At 56.7% G+C, this 17,831-nt stretch carries 13 protein-coding genes; all 13 read right to left on the bottom strand.

Annotation, left to right across the window (positions count from 1 at the left end; all coding sequences use genetic code 11):
• Positions 1-94: 94 nt before the first annotated feature.
• Positions 95-2,791, bottom strand: coding sequence for a formate dehydrogenase subunit alpha (gene fdhF / locus WC891_03630; GenBank protein ID MFA5867040.1), 2,697 nt, complete (start codon positions 2,789-2,791; stop codon positions 95-97).
• A 4-nt stretch (positions 2,792-2,795) separates the two neighbouring features.
• On the bottom strand, positions 2,796-4,499 hold the full coding sequence (locus WC891_03625) for a NuoF family protein (GenBank protein ID MFA5867039.1): 1,704 nt from the start codon (positions 4,497-4,499) through the stop codon (positions 2,796-2,798).
• Positions 4,496-4,945 carry an NAD(P)H-dependent oxidoreductase subunit E gene (locus WC891_03620; GenBank protein MFA5867038.1) on the bottom strand — a complete coding sequence of 150 codons (450 nt, stop codon included), beginning with the start codon at positions 4,943-4,945 and terminating at the stop codon, positions 4,496-4,498. Before WC891_03620 ends, WC891_03625 begins: the two co-directional genes overlap by 4 nt.
• Before the next feature lie 13 nt (positions 4,946-4,958).
• Positions 4,959-5,732: a dihydropteroate synthase gene (locus WC891_03615; protein ID MFA5867037.1), complete on the bottom strand. Its 774-nt coding sequence runs from the start codon at positions 5,730-5,732 to the stop codon at positions 4,959-4,961.
• Between the two features lie 89 nt (positions 5,733-5,821).
• Complete coding sequence (locus tag WC891_03610) at positions 5,822-6,745, bottom strand: methylenetetrahydrofolate reductase (GenBank protein ID MFA5867036.1); 924 nt, start codon at positions 6,743-6,745, stop codon at positions 5,822-5,824.
• A gap of 12 nt (positions 6,746-6,757) precedes the next feature.
• Entirely contained in the window at positions 6,758-7,411 is a 654-nt protein-coding gene (locus WC891_03605; GenBank protein MFA5867035.1) for a methylenetetrahydrofolate reductase C-terminal domain-containing protein, read from the bottom strand.
• A 74-nt stretch (positions 7,412-7,485) separates the two neighbouring features.
• The gene (locus WC891_03600; protein MFA5867034.1) at positions 7,486-9,384 is read right to left on the bottom strand and encodes an FAD-dependent oxidoreductase; all 1,899 of its coding nucleotides are present in this window, start codon (positions 9,382-9,384) and stop codon (positions 7,486-7,488) included.
• Positions 9,385-9,531: 147 nt separating this feature from the next.
• Entirely contained in the window at positions 9,532-10,875 is a 1,344-nt protein-coding gene (acsC, locus tag WC891_03595) for an acetyl-CoA decarbonylase/synthase complex subunit gamma (protein MFA5867033.1), read from the bottom strand.
• 160 nt (positions 10,876-11,035) lie between these two features.
• On the bottom strand, positions 11,036-13,228 hold the full coding sequence (gene acsB, locus WC891_03590) for an acetyl-CoA decarbonylase/synthase complex subunit alpha/beta (protein MFA5867032.1): 2,193 nt from the start codon (positions 13,226-13,228) through the stop codon (positions 11,036-11,038).
• A 12-nt stretch (positions 13,229-13,240) separates the two neighbouring features.
• On the bottom strand, positions 13,241-14,185 hold the full coding sequence (locus WC891_03585) for an acetyl-CoA decarbonylase/synthase complex subunit delta (GenBank protein MFA5867031.1): 945 nt from the start codon (positions 14,183-14,185) through the stop codon (positions 13,241-13,243).
• 92 nt (positions 14,186-14,277) lie between these two features.
• Positions 14,278-15,135, bottom strand: coding sequence for a bifunctional methylenetetrahydrofolate dehydrogenase/methenyltetrahydrofolate cyclohydrolase FolD (folD, locus tag WC891_03580; protein ID MFA5867030.1), 858 nt, complete (start codon positions 15,133-15,135; stop codon positions 14,278-14,280).
• On the bottom strand, positions 15,132-15,899 hold the full coding sequence (locus tag WC891_03575; GenBank protein MFA5867029.1) for an AAA family ATPase: 768 nt from the start codon (positions 15,897-15,899) through the stop codon (positions 15,132-15,134). The genes folD and WC891_03575 overlap by 4 nt, the downstream gene beginning before the upstream one ends.
• 2 nt (positions 15,900-15,901) lie before the next feature.
• On the bottom strand, positions 15,902-17,824 hold the full coding sequence (locus WC891_03570) for an ASKHA domain-containing protein (GenBank protein ID MFA5867028.1): 1,923 nt from the start codon (positions 17,822-17,824) through the stop codon (positions 15,902-15,904).
• Positions 17,825-17,831 lie beyond the last annotated feature (7 nt).

The following is a 17,831-nucleotide window of genomic DNA, read 5'->3' as shown; positions in this document are numbered from 1 at the left end:
TCGTGCATGGTGGATCAAGAACAAGGCTAGAGGCGAGCTAACGGCGGCAGGACCCGCAAGCACTATTTTGGCCAGAGGAGACCGTGAGTCACTTTTATCTTACGGGTTTGACGGAAGCGGCTGCGACTTTGAATTCTGGGATCTTCGCGACCGGGTCAAGGGCCGGGTTGGTTAGGACGTTGGCCGCCGCTTCGGCATAATGGAACGGCAGATAGATTATCCCGGGCGGTATCTCTTTCGTTATGCCGGCGCGGACGGTAATCTTGCCCCGTCGTGTGGCCACCTCTACCTTAGCCTTGTTTTTCACGCCGTATTTCTTGGCGTCTTCCGGGCTGATTTCCAGGATGGCTTCCGGCGAGATTTTCTCTAAGCCCGCGACCTTACGAGTCATGGTGCCGGTGTGGAACTGGGCCAGATACCGGCCGGTCGTCAGGATAAGCGGATATTTTTTGTTGGTTGCCTCAGCCGGCGGCTTGTATTCTGTGGCGTGGAACTTGCCTTTGCCCCGGGTGAACTCAGTCATGTGCAGGATAGGGGTGCCGGGATGTTCGGGCGTCGGGCAAGGCCAGTGAATACCGCACGACTCGACTCGATGATAGTTGATGCCCCCATACTGCGGGGTCACTTTCGCTATCTCGTCGAACACTTCCGAAGCGGATTTGTATTTCATCGAGTATCCGTATTTCGTAGCCACCCGGCAGAGTATCTTCCAGTCGGATAGGGCTTGCCCCGGCGGGTTTATCGCTTTGCGGATGGGCTGGACCCGCCGTTCGGTGTTGGTGAAGGTGCCGGCTTTCTCGGCGAAGGTCGCCGCCGGTAACACCACATCGGCCAGCGTGGCGGTTTCTGTCAGAAAAATATCCTGAACCACCAGGAAGTCAAGTTTCTTAATAGCCGCCAGGGTGTGTTTCTGGTCCGGCTCGCTTAAAACCGGATTCTCGCCCATGATGTACATCATTTTAACGTCGCCTTTTAGCGCCGCGTCAAACATCTCAACAGCTGTCAGGCCTGGTTTGGAGGGCAGTTTACGTCCCCAGAAGCCCTCGAAGGACTTCCGTTTGGCGGGGTCGGAGACTGCTTGATAGCCGGGGTACGAACCCGGCAAGGCGCCGACGTCGCAGGCGCCTTGGACATTGTTCTGGCCGCGGAGCGGATTTACCCCGCTACCTTCCTTGCCTACGTTGCCCGTCATCATAGCCAGATTGGCTAGGGACATAACGTTGTCGACACCGGTCGTATGTTGGGTTATACCCATCGCGTAGATGATGGCCGCCCGGTCAGCGCCCCCATAGATCAGCGCCGCCCGCCTGATGTCGCCGGCCGGTACGCCGGTGATCTCCTCGACGTATTCCGGCGTGTATTTCTTAACCGCCTGCCTGACGGCGGCAATGCCTTCCGTTCTTTCGGCTATATAAGCCTCGTCGGCCAGACCCTCACTCATAATCACGTTCATAATTCCGTTGATCAGGGCAACATCGGTTCCCGGCTTTTGCGACAGCCAGACTTCGGCGTGCTTAACCAAAGGAGTCCGCCTGGGTTCCAGGACCAAAAGCCTAGCGCCACTCTTCTTCACCGCGGAAATGATGTTAAGGGCGAGAACGGGATGGGCTTCAGTCGTGTTGGACCCGATGACCAGGATTACCTCGGCCTCACCGATATCCTCCATGGAATTCGTCATCGCTCCGCTTCCGAACGCCGCGGCCAGACCGGCCACCGTAGGAGCGTGTCACAACCGGGCGCAGTTATCTATGTTGTTTGTACCAACTCCCGCGCGGGCGAACTTTTGCATAAGGTAATTTTCTTCGTTGCTGCACTTTGAAGACGAGAGAAAGGCAATCGAGTCGGCTTTATGTTCATTCTTGGTTTTTCTTAGCCTCTTTACGATCGTGTCGACAGCTTCGTCCCATGTTGCCGGAATAAGCTTACCGCCCTTCCTGATCAGGGGGTATGTTAAACGGTCCGGATGATTGACAAAGCCCAATCCGAACCGGCCTTTGACGCATAGAGAGCCCTTATTGACCAGCGTGCGCTCATCGGACACGACACGGACGATTTTTCCGTCCTTGACCTCAAGGGCAAGCTCGCAACCGACCCCGCAATAAGGGCAGGTTGTCATGGTCCTTTTTAGATCTTTACTGCGGCCCCGCCCTACACTCGCCTTTTCCGTCAGCGCGCCGACCGGGCATACTGACACGCAGCGCCCGCAATATACGCATTCCGTCTGCGGCAGCGGCTGATTGTTAGTCGAGGTAACCATGGTGTCGAAACCGCGTTTCATGTAATCAATTACATAGCAGTACTGAATTTCTTGGCACGCTTGAGCGCAGCGGTAACATTTTATGCACTTCTCAAAATCCCGGGTGATGAAGGGATTATCGTCATCAACCTCGTGTCTCTGTCGCCGGCCGCCGTATTCAGAACCGGTAATACCGTATTCGTAGGCATAGTTCTGAAGCGCGCATGACCCTGATTGCTCGCATGTCAGACAATCGAGCGGGTGGTCAGAAACAAGCAATCTCAAGACAGTCCGGCGCGCGTTCATTACCCGCTCTGAACCTGTGATTATTTTCATACCCTGTTCAACGGGCCTGGTACAGGCGGCAATAAGCGGACGGCTGCCTTCGCCCTCCAGCTCGATTAAACATAACCGGCAGGCACCGGTCGGTTTAAGGTGGGGGTGGGCGCACAAATGCGGGATTTCAACCCCGGCCTTGCCGGCCGCTTCAAGAATAGTCGATCCCTTGTTGGCCTTGAATTCAACGCCGTCTATGGCGATCGTGATTTTCCTTATCCGTTTAGGCACGCTGCACCGCCTTTACAGCCGGCTTGCGTTTGCAGACTCCGACCGGACATCGTTTGGTTTCAATATGCTCAATATATTCCTGACGGAAATATTTAATAGTCGAGAGGACGGGGTTCGGCGCGTTTTGCCCGAGGCCGCACAGGGAGGCGTCCTTGATCGTCTTGGCCATCGCTTCCAGCTTCTCAATATCGTCCATGTGGCCGCGCCCCGCGGCGATGCCCTCGAGAATCTCCAGCATCCGCGTTGTCCCGACGCGGCACGGCGTACATTTGCCGCAGGATTCGGCGGCGCTGAACTCCAGGAAATATCGGGCGATATCGACCATACAGGCGTCTTCGTCAAGCACAATGACGCCACCGCTGCCCATAATGGCCCCGATCTCGGCCAGCGAGTCGTAAGTTACGGGGCGGTCAAGATACTTCTCCGGTATACACGCGCCGGACGGCCCGCCCATCTGAACCGCCTTAAACGCTTTGCCGGACGCCATGCCCCCGCCGAGGCCGAAAATCAACTCCCGGAGAGTAATGCCCATTGGCACTTCGACCAAACCCGTGTTGTTAAGCTTTCCGGCCAGGCTGAACACCTTTGTGCCACGGCTGGTGCCATGTCCGTGGCCGGCGTAAACATGCGGTCCCTGACCGATAATAATCGGTACATTGGCAAAGGTCTCGGCGTTGTTAATCGAAGTCGGCTTGCCCCATAAGCCAGCTACCGATGGATAAGGCGGTCGCGACCTGGGTGTTCCTCTTTTTCCTTCAATGCTGGCAATTAAGGCCGTTTCTTCTCCGCAAACGAACGCGCCGGCGCCTTCCCGGATAAAAAGATCAAAATCAAAACCGCTTCCCAAAATATTCTTGCCCAAGAGTCCCATTGAGCGTGCGCTGTCTATGGCAATCGATAAGTGCTCGACGGCGATCGGATACTCGGCCCTGACGTAAATAAAACCCTGGGACGCGCCGATCGCGTACCCGCCGATGACCATACCCTCGATGACGCAATGCGGATTGCCTTCCATGACACCTCTGTCCATGAAAGCGCCCGGATCCCCTTCGTCGCCGTTGCAGATCACATATTTCTGCTTAGATTTCTCCTTACGCGTCAGCCGCCACTTCAAGAAGGTCGGGAATCCGGCTCCGCCGCGCCCCCGAAGGCCGGACGCTTCCAGCTCGTTGATAACGCCGTTCGGCGACAAGCTGGTCAGGGCCCTGGCCATCCCTAAATAGCCGCCTTTCTCGATATAATCTTCGATACGCCTGGGGTCGATTTTGCCCAGGTTCCTTAAGACGACTCGTTCCTGTTCCCGGTAAAACGGAACATCTTTGGCCAGCGGGATTGCCTCACCGGTTTGCGGATCTTTATAAACAAGACGGTCTATAATCTCGCCTTTGGCGACGGTCTTTTTAATAATCTCCGGGACGTCTTCAGGCCTGACTTCGATATAAAAAATCCCTACCGGATCGATGACGACCACGGGCGCCTGGGCGCAGAATCCGTGGCAGCCGGTTTCAACCAGAACCGCGCGGTCCCTAATCCCTGGTTTATTCATCAGTTTACGGAAAGCCTCCGCTACGCGGTCGGCACCGCGCGCCCGGCAGCCCGTCATACAGACACGGACGCGGATTTGGTCCGGCTTATGTTGCTCTTGTAATTGCCGGCGCAGAATCTCTAAATCGATTTTCTTCTCGAGACGTTTCATCCCTTGAATCCCTTAATGATTTCGACCGCTTTTTCCGGCGTCAACTTGCCGAAATACTCCTCGTCAATGGTTATAACGGGCGCCAGAAAGCACGAGCCCAGGCAGGCAACTGTTTCCACCGTAAACCGGTAGTCTTCTGTGGGCCCGTCCTCCTTGACCCCCAGTTCTTCACGAATCGCCGCCAGAACCTGCTGGGCGCCCTTGACATGACAAGCGGTTCCCTTGCAGATACGGATGGCATGCCGTCCCTGCCTGGCTAAGGCAAATTGTGAATAAAAAGTCGCTACACTATAGATTTCCGAGAGAGGTATACCGGTCCCCCGGCTGACTTTCTTTAAATCATCAGCCGGCAGGTAGCCTTTATCAGCCTGCAATTCCTGCAGAATCTGTATAAGAGCCCCGGATTTTCCCTCGTATTTCTCGAGTATAGCCGCGAGCTTCGCCATTGGCGCCTCCGGTTTAGTCGAGATACGATGGGGCGTATAGGATATTGCCTTGGAAGACCTCGACCGTCTTTAAAGTGTCTATCAACATTTTATCATTTGGATCCATGATTGCGGCATCGAGGCCTAGAGTCAACAGCGTACACAGCATCGTGCAATCGATAAGCGACTTAACTTCACCAAAAATCCCGTTGGAAATATTCGACAAGCCAACAACCGTTTTAAGCGGCGGATCGTTCAGCTGCCTAAACAATTTGATGGCCTCGAAAACCTGGACGGCCTGCTCCTGCGCCACCTTAACCGGCAGAATCAGCGGGTCAAAGTAGATATTCTCCACCGGGACGCCGTGCGTCATCGCGCCCGTCATAATATCGACAGCGATGGCCGCGCGTTCGTTGGCGTCGCGAGGTATTCCATTCATCATCGTTAAACCGATAATCTTGGAATCATACTGGGCGGCCAGCGGGAAATAGGCTTCTATTGTTTCGGGCAGACCGTTGACCGAATTAATCAGGGCTTGTCCCTTGTGGACCTTTAAACCCTCTTCGATAGCCGCTGGATTCATGGAATCCAGACAGCAGGGAATGTCGATTTCCGCTTGGATGGTTTGGACTAACCACGCCATCCGCTCCGGGCCGTCCTTGGCTTGGCCGATATTGATGTCCAGCATATTGGCGCCGGCGTCGACCTGCTTCCTGGCCATCTCCAGAATCGGTCCGGGATCCCGGTCCTTCATCGCCTGGCCGATTTTCGTATTGATGACGTTAACTTTTTCACCGATAACTATCATAAATCCTCCTTGGTAGCATAGAGCTCATAGCTTAGGGCCTAGAGTCGGTTCTTTGTCTTTGCTCTTTGCTCTCAGCTATACGCTCTTAGCTAATTGGGTCTGGGCAACAGGCCGGCGCCTTCCATTATGCCGGGAACAGCCTCTTCCCACTCGATAGCCATTACGTGGACCCCGGCGATGCCGGGAATCCCCTTCATCTTCTCGATAAGCTCGACGGCGATCTGGATACCCTCCGCTTTCGGATCCCGGCCGGCTTCCTTGGCCGCCGTCATACGCTCGATATATTCGTCGGGGACGTCCATCCCCGGTACGTTGCTCTTCATGTATTTGGCCATCCCAGCTGATTTCAAAGGCGAGATGCCGGCCATGATATATGCCCGTTTGTCCAGGCCGAGCGACCTGACCTCGTCCATCCACATGGCGAATTTCTCAACATTGTAAACGATTTGCGTCTGGATGAACTGCGCCCCGGCGTCAATCTTCTTTTTTAACCGTCTGGCCCTTGTTTCAAACGGATCGGCAAATGGATTCTCGGCCGCGCCGATGAAAATCATCGGGGGCACCTCCATCTCGTCGCCGTTGGCCAGTTTCTTATCGTCCCGCATGTCCTTTAGGATCTTAATAAGCGAAATCGAATCCATGTCCCAGACGCCCTTGGCCTGCGGGTGGTCGCCAAATATCTGATGGTCGCCGGTCAGGCAGAGGACGTTCTTGACTCCCAGCGCCGCCGCACCCAGGATGTCGCTTTGAATAGCCAAGCGGTTGCGGTCGCGGCACGTCATTTGGACGACCGGTTCCAGACCTTTTTCTATTAGCATAACCGCCGCCGAGATGCTGGACATCCGGACGATCGCGGTTTGATTGTCGGTGATATTGACCGCGTCGGCGTAACCTTTCAGGATGTCCGCTTTTTCCTTAACGACCGAAGCGTCGGCATTGCGGGGCGGACCCAGCTCGGCCGTCGCCGCGAATGTTCCCGATTCCAGAACCTTCTGTAGATTGCTTAGCGCCATATCCACCTCACCTTATGCCTTTACCTGGCGTGGACCACCGTGCCAGCTCGGCCGCCAGTCGCGGGCGGGCTTGATGGCATCCCAGTCTTCCCCGCGCTCCAAAGCCGTTAGCTTCTTAAAGATCAAGTCCCAACCACAGTCAATGTCCTTGGAAACCTCACATTTGCCGCCGGCCGAACCGCCGCAGGGTCCGTTCAGCATGGATTTGGAGCACCTGACGATGGGACAGATACCGCCGGTCTCGTCCAGAATGCAATCCCCGCAGGCGCCGCAATATTCCAGAAAAACACGGTCCGGCGAATGGCTGCCCAGCATCATCGTATTTACGCCCGGCAAGACCCTGGCGTTCGGGAATGTGTCGGCCAGCGTTTGCACACCGACCCCGCAAGAGAGAGACAGCACCGCGTCCGCCCAGTCGACATCTTCCTTCATCGGCTCCGTGTACTCGCCCTCGCACTGGCGAAGAGGCGTTAACTCTCTGATTTCCATATCCCGGCCGTCTTTTTTGGCTTTAAGCTTGAGTGCCGCGGCCAGTTCCGCGACCTCCTTGCTGCCGCCGGCGAAAGAAATCGTGACACAGGTGCCGCAGCCGCCGATCAACAGTTTCTTAATGTCCTTTACCATTTCCGCGATCTCATCGATCGGTTTGCGCTGGCCGACGATCATAAATACCTCTCCTTCAAATATATCTTATCTGAACTGCCAGACTTTAGTACTCTAAATCACTAAAGTCGTTTTATTTAGTCTTCTTTTATCTCTACAGAGTCCGGGTCAAATCCCAAACCGGATAGGGTGGCTTTCACCGAATCCACCCGGGCTTTCAATCGCTCGCGGACGTCGCCGGCCGCGGTCGATAAACCGAAGAAGCATCCGCCTTCGGGACATATCGCGATGACGACTTTCTCTGCCCCGTTTTCCAGGGCTTTATATATGGCAAGTTCGCTTACCTGCGCGGCGCAGGTTACCGGAATCCGCCCGGGCGCCGATATGGCTTCGCCGTCTTGCAGTCTGTTTAAGCAGAAGAATTCAACGGTCTTGTTCGCTGCGGCCGCGGCTTCTGCCAACAGCCGCTCCACCTGACCGCGGCTTAAGGTGATGGCCGACGCCGGACATTCGGTCACGCATTGGCCACAGGCCTGGCATTCCACCGTATCAATGACGGCGATGTTCTCCGCCCCGATTTTCGGAATCTCGAAGGGACAGACCCTCACGCAAGTTAAGCAAGCGATGCATTTGTCTTTCTCGACAACCGCCCCGGATAGACAAGCCATGCACCTTAAGGCTTCCCTGACGGCGCTTGTCTCGCTCAAGCCCGGCTCAAACAGGCCGAAGTCTTTCTTCCGCTCGGCTGCTTTCCTGGCCTCCGCCTTCACCCTGTCGCGCTTGGGGACCAGCGGCGTCATCCGCTCGGTCAGGTCGGACAGGCTCTCCGGCTCGTAGACCGCCTCTGTGTCTCCCGAAAGATAGGCCAGCGCTTTGGCCGCGGCGATATGGCCGCTTTGCACGGCTTTGATTGCGCTGCCCGGTCCTTCGGCAAACTCCCCGGCTGTAAAAACACCTTCTTTCTCCAGCTCAGAAACCTCCACTATCGTGCCCTGGTGCACGATAGTGTCTCTGGATTGGCCGATGGCGATAATAATCGTCTCACCCGCGATTTCCTTAAACTCGTTCTCGACGAATGTCGGGTTGAACCGTCCCTCGACGTCGAACACGCTGGCAACCGCCTGGCATTTAAGCCCGCCGACCGTTCCGCCGCCAGCCACCACTTCCGCGGGTCCTAGACAACAGTTCATGACGACGCCTTCCTCAACGGCCTCGTCGATCTCCCAGTCGTGCGCCGGCATCTCGTCCCGCGCTTCCAAACAAACCAGTTCGACCCGGCTGCCCAGCCGGGCGGCCGAACGAGCCACGTCTACGGCCACATTGCCGCCTCCGACAACAATTACGCGGTCTTTCAACCCCGGAGGGTTGCCAGCTTTAACCGCTTTTAGAAACGGGATGGCAAGCAGGATGTCGTCGCCGGCGGCCGGGAAAACAGGCAGCGAACGCGATATCGGTAAACCCGTCGCGACTATTACCGAGTCATAAGCGTTAGTGAGGTCGACCAGCTGAAGATTCTTCCCCAGCTCTTGGCCGTACTCGATTTTTACCCCGGCGCCCTTAATCAGATCGATGTCCCGATCCAGAGCCTCATCGGGCAACCGGTAACGGGGAATGGTCAGACGAAGCATGCCGCCCGCTTTTGGCTCCCGCTCGAAAACGGTCACGTTATGACCTTGCGACACCAGATCCTGCGCAGCCGTTAAACCGGCCGGCCCGGCGCCGATGACCGCGATCTTCTTGCCGCTTGCCTGGCCGCTCTTGGCTCTTGGCTCTTGGCTCTTGGCTTCGCCGTAAGTATACGCGGCGCGTTTAAGTTCCATAATGGAAACGGGCGCGTCCACGCTGCCGCGGCGGCAATCCTGTTCACATGGATGGAAACAGATATAACCGCAAGAGGCAGCGAAGGGATTGGTTAGCCGGGCGACATCATACGCCTCGGCAAACCGCCCTAACGCTATTAAACCTACGTAACCGGGGACGTCTGTAAAGGCCGGGCATGCACCACAGCAGGGAGCTACCATATTTGAATCTGGCATTAAGCCTCCTGGTGGGTTGCTTCGTCGTCGCTGACGCTCCTCCTCGCAATGACGGTATGACACGATTCATGTTTGCGTCTCGCGTCGAGTGATTCTGTCATTGCGAGCGAACACCAGTGAGCGAAGCAACCTCCCATAAACAGTCGTTTAGCTCCAGGTCTTCAGGAACGGCGGAATGTCCGCCGCCTCGCGAGGACCGACCTCGATCTTCCAATCCGACAGTTCATCTTCCAGTTCCCCGCTCATAGAAGCCAGATAACCGGGGATGACCAGCCGGCGGTGTTTGACCTTTTCCTCAATACCGCTTGACTTGATGAACGGGGTAATCTTCTCCGGCACAAACTTGCCGGCCGCCCAGGCGGTCATAACCGATAGGCCCTCCGTGTCCATAACACACAACCAGGAAGGAATCCGGCTGCCTTCCACCTCACCCGACACGATGAAATAGGTCAGGGAGAAGTTGGAGGTTATCATGACCGGAGAAGCGTCGGTCGGATTGCCAATCGGGTAGATGCCTTGTTTAACCTGCATCGGCCGCTGCGGGTCGGTATAGATGTTCTGCCTTAAAACGTACAGAGGCAGAGCCCGGGCCGCGTCCAAGTCCGACATTACGATTACGCTGCCGTATTTCAGAACATAGAGCCCGGCGATTAAGGCTTCCATCATCTTGTCGGCCGTTTCCTCGTTAGGAAAGACGATAGTCGGGTAACCGAGTTCGCGAACCTTCTTAAGAAGCGCCGCCCGGCGGATATAAACCAGCTTCTCCAGGGTGTCTTTCGGATTTCTGGTGCCGGGATCGATGACGATGTCTTTGATACCCTTGGCCATAACCTTCTTGGTGAGCTCGATTATGCCATCCAGCCCATTGCCGGATTTAACGGCCAGCGGAGCCTTGGCGGCCAGCGCCAGCTCCGCCATCTTGTCTACGTTATCCTCTGTCGCGACATAGACGAGAGGAACCGAGTCACCGGCGGCCTTCAAGCCGGCTTCTATAACAGCCGGGTCCTCGCTCATTAAAACCATTGCCGCGCCGGCCGATGAGGCCTTGGCGACCAGAGCCGCGAAGGCGTCGGGTTTCCCCGAAACCGACTTAACCGCGATCAAACCAGGTTTTAAGTCCTGCTCGATCCGGTTGAAGTGGCTCTCCTTGGTTTGCTTGATAAGCGCATCCGCCGCGGCAGCATCCATGGAGTCATCTACGACGGCCGCGAAAACGCACGGATTATAGAATGTTTTGTCGTGGCGGTAGAGAACGAGTTCCCCGCCTATTTTAACGGCGGCGTCGCCCGAGCCGATAGTGACGGCGCGGATCGGCGGCGCGCTGGCTTCGCTCAACGATTCCGCGGCTTCCTCTGAAAGATGAGGACATCCGGCCAGTTCCGCTTGTCCGGCCGCGATCTTCATCGCGAAAGCCAAACAAGTCGGCACGCCGCAGTCGCCGCAGTTCGTCTTAGGAAGTTGTTTGAAAATATCTATTCCGGTAAGCGCCATTAATCCTCCTTGTCAGCTTTGAGCCAAGAGTCAATCTGTTATTGTTGCTTCTCCATTCGCTCCGACCGATCTGTCGGAGCTCAGTCGAAGAATATTTATTGCTTTCTATACTATCCTCTATCTGCTCTAAGCTCATGGCTCTTTTGCTAATTGCTTCGCCTTATCCAATAATGGGGTTCATCTCGAGCGCCGGATGGCTGACCTGCGCCATGTGGTTCATGACTTCTTCCTCAGTCACGGCGATCGTCTCGTCACAGATTTTCTCGGCGAAGTCGGGCACTCCCATACTCTCCGACCTTTTCGCCAGTTGCGAAGCGAGCGCGTCCTTCAATTCCTTGGGCATCCAGACGATTCGCTGAAAACCGCCGTCCGCCTTGATAAACTTGTCGCTGGTAATATACTGGCGTCCTACTCCTAGAAAGCCCGGTGTCTGGGCCCCGCCGCCGACGCTGCCGGCCAGTGTGGAGAACTTCATGCCGATCGGCGTCTCCCCGCTGAACTCCCGGTTAACGATCATAACGCCGTTAGCCAGAGGCAGGATGGCCACGATGCACTCAAAACAGCCGCAGCTGGTTTCGGGATCTTCCATGATGGAGTAAGCGTTGATGCGCTCGACGCTCTTGTTTGTCTTCTGGTAAACGACTTCATTAACGCCGGCCCATTGGCCTTTCTCCGCGTCCAGCGTCTCGCCCTTGGTAATGGGCTGGTTGGCACCGGTCGGACTGATTTCAAACGCCGCTTTGGCGTCCAGCCAGTTGTAGGCGCCGCATAATCCCAGGCGCTCGGGCGATATAACGCAGACGTGATTCGGGGCAAAGCTCTGGCATAACGTGCAGGAGTAGAAGAGGTCGACGCTTTCATCGGTCAAGCCGGCTACGCGCTCGTCGCGGGCGACAAAGGCGGTCCTCGCCTCTTCCAGTACGTCCTTCATGGCCGCTTCGTCGGTGAATATCTTGATCTGAATTTTATCCACGATGGCCGGGAAGTCGTCCATAAGTTTCGCTTTTAGAATCTCGCCAAAATGCTCTATCTTGAAGCCCTTGTCCTTGGCGCCCTTGCTGATGCGGATCCAATTCATATCGCGCTGGCCCATATGCCAGATTCCTTCGGCTCCGTTGATGAGGTGGTGCAGCTGCCTCTCCAACACCGGCTCAAAGTCGGGCTGCATCTTCCGTCCGGCGACCTCGATCAAAATGCCGAGGGGATAAGCTCCGCCTTCCTCCATCTTGTCGATCTCCGGCCCGATTACTTCGATCTTGCCGTTCTCGACGTCGTCCATTTCTCGCATGCGCAGATACTCGAAAGCCGGCGACTTCTGCCCGCCGAACTGGGCGAACATCTGCTCTTTACGAATTCGCTCACCCTCGAAAGCCGGGCCGAACGAAACGGGGATCGGGATCTTGGTAATCTTGATTTTTAATCCCCGGACTTCTATCGCCGTGTCGACGATCTTGTCCAGCGGCACGTTGGAAACGACGTGTTCGTAAGTAGCGATTCCGGTCGGTAAGATCTGCGGGATGTCGGTGTCGGCAACGACCGGGAAGCCGAAGTTGATGGCACCCGCCGCCGTCGCGTATTTCTCGTCGTCGACCTCGCCCAAAGCGATGACAAAGGCGAAAACGCGGTTCTTGTTGTACATCAGGATATCGCGAGCTTCTTTCATTCCTCCCGGCGTAATGCCGCCGAAAGTCATGGCCGCGCGGGCAGCGACGCCGAGGGCGTAGATAGCCGCCGTGATGTCCCGGCCGAACGGAACCAGATATACGTCCCACCCCATCTGAACACCGGCTTCCTCAAGTTGCTCGGCCATAGTCTTACCGTCCGTTTCGCCGGCCATAAACAAAAGGATATTGCGCTCGCGCAGGTCGGTAGCCAGCTGGACGGCTTGTTCCGTCGTCGGGGCCGCGCCGACAACCGCCGCGAAACCAGGCATGCTGCCGTCGACCAGTTTAATTCCCTGCGTCCGGACGATGACATCGTCGGTGGCGCCCAACCAGATGCCGTCTACCGGGTTCGGGCCCATAACGTATTTCATCGCCTCGATGATTTCCTCGGCGAATAGCGTCGCCATACCGGCGTCCAGCGCCGGGCCCAGATACGGCAGCCAGACGCGCGCTGTCGGCTCGTCGGGCAGGAGCGCTTTGGCCTTCTCGATTATGGGTGGCAAATCGCCCAGAGTCTTACATTTCTGGCCTGTCATCGCGTAGATGACCGGCAGATAATAAGCGGTATCGGGCAGCGAGAACGGCTCGGCTTCGCCTTTAGCCTTTATCGCCTCGTCCAGCGCTTTCTCAGCCCGTCCGACCAGGGCGTGCGCGCCCCGAATGGCGGCTGATGCGATAATTTTCGACATTCTTTTCCCTCCCTAATTGACGGTTCCGGCCATAATTGCCAGGAACTGCCGTGTCAGCTCGACCGCCCGCGGATGACGCATAACCAGGATATTCGAGCCGGCCATAATCAGAGCGACCGCCGTCAGCGCTTCCCATAGGATGCCGCGCGTTTCGGCGTCGCCCCAGGCGGGCTCGTCCGCCTCCGGGGTTTTGACTTCTTTCGTCTTCCAGACTTCCCGGCCGATTTGATTGATTATCGGCATCTGCGTCATCGAGTCGCTCTGCGTCAGCGCCGCGATGCGCAAACGTTCCATGATGGAATAGACATATTCCAGACCGTAGCCCAGCGCGCCGGTCGTCGGATCGATGATTATCCGCTCCGGCGCCAGTCCGAACTGGGTGCATAATATGTTCAGCTGCTTGGCCATGTTTACGTCAATCGGCGAGTGCGGCGCGCCCAGGTGGTCGAACCCGAGGGCGGCGGCGGCGACCGTCTTATAATTTTCTTCCTCGATCGGGCCGATTAAGGCCTTCTTGCCCTGGCAGGCCTCGGCTGCTTTCGGCATGACCTCGGCGTCTTTGTCAGCGTTGGCCGTGCCGTAGACGATCAGGGGAATCTTGATCGCGTCGGCGACCGCCTTGACGACAGGCGCGATCTCATCGCCGGTCTTGTTCTCGGCCGACGGGTTGGTCGACGCCAGCTGCAGACAGATCATGTCGGCTTTATATTCGTCCTGGCATTTGACCGCCCACTTAACAGGGTCGTCCATGACGTCGGCGTAAGGCTTGATGGCCGCTTCCGGCCAGTCTTCCGGCTTGGCGTCGTAAACTTCGAGCGCGATAACCGGGGCGTGCGGCGCCTCTCCTTCAAACAGATACATCGGCAATCCCGTTTCGCCGCCAACAATTACCTGGGCGCCGTCCGGACCGATGACAGCCTCTCTTATTTTTCCGTTATAGGTTTCTTTCACTTCCATCAGTTCCTCCTCGCACGTAGAAAAGTGCTCGTCGTTCAGTGGTTAGTAATTAGTTGTTGGCGGTTAGTATTCCAACAACTAACTGCCAAATACTAACTACTCGCGGCCGCCTTGCGGGCGGCTTCGAGAGTGTTATACATCAGCATGGCCACGGTCATCATGCCGACGCCGCCCGGCACCGGGGTGATGGCGCCTACCTTGCCAAAGACTCCGTCGTAATCGACATCGCCGACGACTTTGCCCTCGGCGTCCCGGTTTATGCCGGCGTCGATTACCGCGGCTCCTTCCTTGACCATATCGGCCGTTATCATCTTGGGTTGACCGATGCCAACAACCAGAATATCCGCCCGGCCGGTATGCGTGGCCAGGTCTTTCGTCCGGCTATGGCAAATCGTGACCGTCGCGTTGTTCTGCATGAGCAGGATGGCGGCGGGTTTGCCGACTATATTGCTCCGGCCGACGATGACCGCGTCCTTGCCCGAGATATCAATCCCGACGCGCTGCAGAAGAATGATGATGCCGTGCGGAGTGCAGGGCAGGAAACAATCCTTCCCGATAAGCATGTTACCCACGTTGACCGGCGTAAATCCGTCTACGTCTTTCTTAACGGAAATGGTGTCGATGACGCGATCCTCGTCTATGTGTTTCGGCAGCGGCAGCTGCACCAGCAGGCCGTGGATGTTTGGGTCGTCGTTAAGCCGGTTGACCAGCGTGATTAGCTCTTCCTCGGAGACATCGGCCGGGAGCTCGTGTTTCTCCGAGTAGATGCCCGTCTCTTCACATGCCTTCTCTTTGTTTCTGACATATATCTGGCTGCCCGGGTCCTCGCCGACAATGATGACCGCCAGCCCCGCGGTGACTCCTGTTTCTTTTTTAAGTTGGGCGACACCTTCCGCCACTTCCGACCGGATGTCAGCCGAAATCTTTCTGCCGTCGATTACCGTGGTCATGAAACCTCCTTGATAATGTTTGCAGCCGCTTCTAAAGCGAGCGAATCCGCCGGCAGGTCGAAGAACGAACCGCCGGTGATGTCCAGTTCCGCGATTTGCTCGTCGTACGGTACTACACCGATCAGCGCCAAATCCTGTTCTTTCATAGCCTCAATAAGGACAGGGTTCAGACTGTCGGGTTTGGTGCCGGCCGGCAAACGGCCGATGACCAGGTATATCTTGCCGACGTTCATGTCCTCTTCACGCGCCAGATCGCGCACGCGGGAAGCGGTTAAGATGCCTCTTATGGTCGGGTCGGAGCAAACCAAAAGCGTGTCCGCGCCCTTGCTTGTGCGACGGGACAAATGCTCTAAACCAGCTTCATTATCCATTATGACATATGGATAGTTGTCGGCGAGTACGTCCACGTATTTTCTCAAGACCGAATTGACATAGCAGTAACACCCGCTGCCCTCGGGACGACCCATGACCAGCAAATCAAATCCTTCGCCTTCTGTAACCGCCTCTTGTACGCGATATTCGATAAACGTCTCTTTCGGAATGCCGGTCGGGATGGCCGCTATGTTTCGCCGCGTATCTTCGCGAAGCTCGCCGATCGAGCCGGCCGGCGTAACACCCAAAGCCTCGTGCAAAGTCGCGTTGGCGTCGGCGTCGATTGCCAGCACAGGCTTCTTGCCCTGTCTTATCAGCGAGACAATCATCAGCCCCGCCAGAGTCGTCTTGCCGGTGCCGCCCTTACCGCTAACCGCGATGCGAACTCCCATTTTTACCCGCCCATCTTAGACGCGACCGACGGGAAGAGCCCCTTGTTGGTATGCGGCAGAAACAGGGCGGCGACATATCCGTCCATAAATTTATTGTTGGTTGAAAGGTCGATATAAGTCATCCTGGCTGCTGTCTCCATGATCTCCTGTTGCTTAGCCCGGGAAACCGCCGACATGTGCGCGCCCCAGAGGCTGCCGTTGCCGATAAAGACAAACTTCTCTTCGGGCAAGTCCGGCAGGAGGCCGATGGTGACGGCTTTGGCGGCGTCCAGGTGTTTGCCGAACGAGCCGGCGATAAAAAATGCGTCGATATCGTTTAGCGAGACGGACACGCTGTCCAACAGAATCTCGATGGCGGCGAAGACGGCCGCTTTGGCCCTCATCAGGTTGTCCAGATCGCCTTCCGTGATGACGATATCTTGTTCGGCGCCGTCACCGGCCGCTTTGGCCAAAACATATTCCGGCCCTTGCTTCCCGACGCGCGTCCGGTCGGTCTTCAGGTCGACGTTTATTTTTCCCTTGGCGTCCACCACGCCCGCCAGGAACAGCTCGGCCATAGTGTCTATCAAACCGCTTCCGCAGATGCCAAGCGGACGCCCCTCGCCAATGGTTTTAATCATCGGTTCGTAGGTGGAGGAATCGATGCGCACCTCCTCGATGGCGCCGGTTGTCGCCCGCATCCCGAATCTGACGCCGCCGCCTTCGAAAGCCGGGCCGGCCGAGCATGAGCATGAGGCCAGAAACTCCCTGTTGCCCAGGACCATCTCTCCGTTCGTGCCGACATCGATGTACAAGGATAGCTTGTCGGATGTCGGGATTCCCGCCGCGACGACGCCGGCTACGACGTCCGCCCCCAGGTAGGAGGCGACGCAGGGTAACGGATGCAGATATGCGTGAGGACCCAGGTCGATACCGAGCGAACTTGCCGGCAGCCATGAAAACTCGGTCGCCGTCGGGATGTACGGTTCTTCCCGGAGATATTTTGGATTCAAGCCAAGCAGAAGATGTTCCATGATCGTGTTACCAGCGGTATAAACGGCGGCTATGTCCGACGCTTTGCGCCCCGTCGCGGCCAAAAGGCGTTTTATCGTTTCGTTGATGGTATCCGCAACGAGCTCCTGTAATCTGGCCAGGCCGCCCTTCTTCTGTGAAAACACAATGCGGGAGATGACGTCCTCACCGGCGGAAATCTGCCGGTTGTAAGCCGAACTCTCCGCAACCGCCTCTTTCGTGTTCAAATCGAGTAGTTTTGACACGACCGTTGTCGTACCCACATCGATCGCCAGCGCCAGACTGGAAGCGCTTGTATCGCCGGGTTCGACCGCGGTAATCAAAGCTTCGCATAAACCGTGCCTGACGGTCGCCGTGGTCTTCCATTTGCCGGCACGGATAACCTCGGCCAATTCAGCCAGGGCGGGCGGTTCGGCGATCGTGCGCCCCTCGACTCCGGCGCGGTTGAGCGCCCGGCTTAGACGGGATAGATCGCTCGAGTTGTCGTCCAGCGACGGCGGATTCATCTCTACGAACACCTTGGCCACCGGCGGATCAAGCCGGACGTCGTCCAGACTCTCGGCTTCTTCCTCGGCGCTCATCATGCGGCCGTAGGTAATCCCTTCTTCCGCTTCTTCAGGCACAATGCCTAACCGCGTTTCCGGGGGCACCAGGATTTTAAGATCGGATTCAACGCTCGTCAGACAGGCGAGGACATAACCCTTGGCGGCGTCTTCCTCGCTTATCTTCGGGGTTTGCTTGGTGACTATATCGCCGGCGTCGACGATTATCCGGCATTTCCCGCACGTCCCGTCCCCGCCGCAGGTCGCCGTTATATGCACGTCAGCCGCCATGGCTGCGTCAAGAACGGTTTCGCCGGCGGCAACCTCGGCGATGCGGTTATCCGGATAGAACGTTACCCTATGTTTTTTCACGCGGTAC

This window comes from Actinomycetota bacterium, assembly GCA_041658625.1.
Classification (GTDB): Bacteria; Actinomycetota; JAHEXW01; order JAHEXW01; family JAHEXW01; genus JBAZZW01.
This window is presented reverse-complemented; position numbering and strand designations above follow the sequence as displayed.

Excerpts from the sequence above, each read along its gene's own strand:
- WC891_03625 (MFA5867039.1), bottom strand. The coding sequence starts at position 4,499 with ATGAAACGTCTCGAGAAGAAAATCGATTTAGAGATTCTGCGCCGGCAA.
- WC891_03620 (MFA5867038.1), bottom strand. The coding sequence starts at position 4,945 with ATGGCGAAGCTCGCGGCTATACTCGAGAAATACGAGGGAAAATCCGGG.
- WC891_03615 (MFA5867037.1), bottom strand. The coding sequence starts at position 5,732 with ATGATAGTTATCGGTGAAAAAGTTAACGTCATCAATACGAAAATCGGC.
- WC891_03610 (MFA5867036.1), bottom strand. The coding sequence starts at position 6,745 with ATGGCGCTAAGCAATCTACAGAAGGTTCTGGAATCGGGAACATTCGCG.
- WC891_03605 (MFA5867035.1), bottom strand. The coding sequence starts at position 7,411 with ATGATCGTCGGCCAGCGCAAACCGATCGATGAGATCGCGGAAATGGTA.
- WC891_03600 (MFA5867034.1), bottom strand. The coding sequence starts at position 9,384 with ATGCCAGATTCAAATATGGTAGCTCCCTGCTGTGGTGCATGCCCGGCC.
- acsC (MFA5867033.1), bottom strand. The coding sequence starts at position 10,875 with ATGGCGCTTACCGGAATAGATATTTTCAAACAACTTCCTAAGACGAAC.
- acsB (MFA5867032.1), bottom strand. The coding sequence starts at position 13,228 with ATGTCGAAAATTATCGCATCAGCCGCCATTCGGGGCGCGCACGCCCTG.
- WC891_03585 (MFA5867031.1), bottom strand. The coding sequence starts at position 14,185 with ATGGAAGTGAAAGAAACCTATAACGGAAAAATAAGAGAGGCTGTCATC.
- folD (MFA5867030.1), bottom strand. The coding sequence starts at position 15,135 with ATGACCACGGTAATCGACGGCAGAAAGATTTCGGCTGACATCCGGTCG.
- WC891_03575 (MFA5867029.1), bottom strand. The coding sequence starts at position 15,899 with ATGGGAGTTCGCATCGCGGTTAGCGGTAAGGGCGGCACCGGCAAGACG.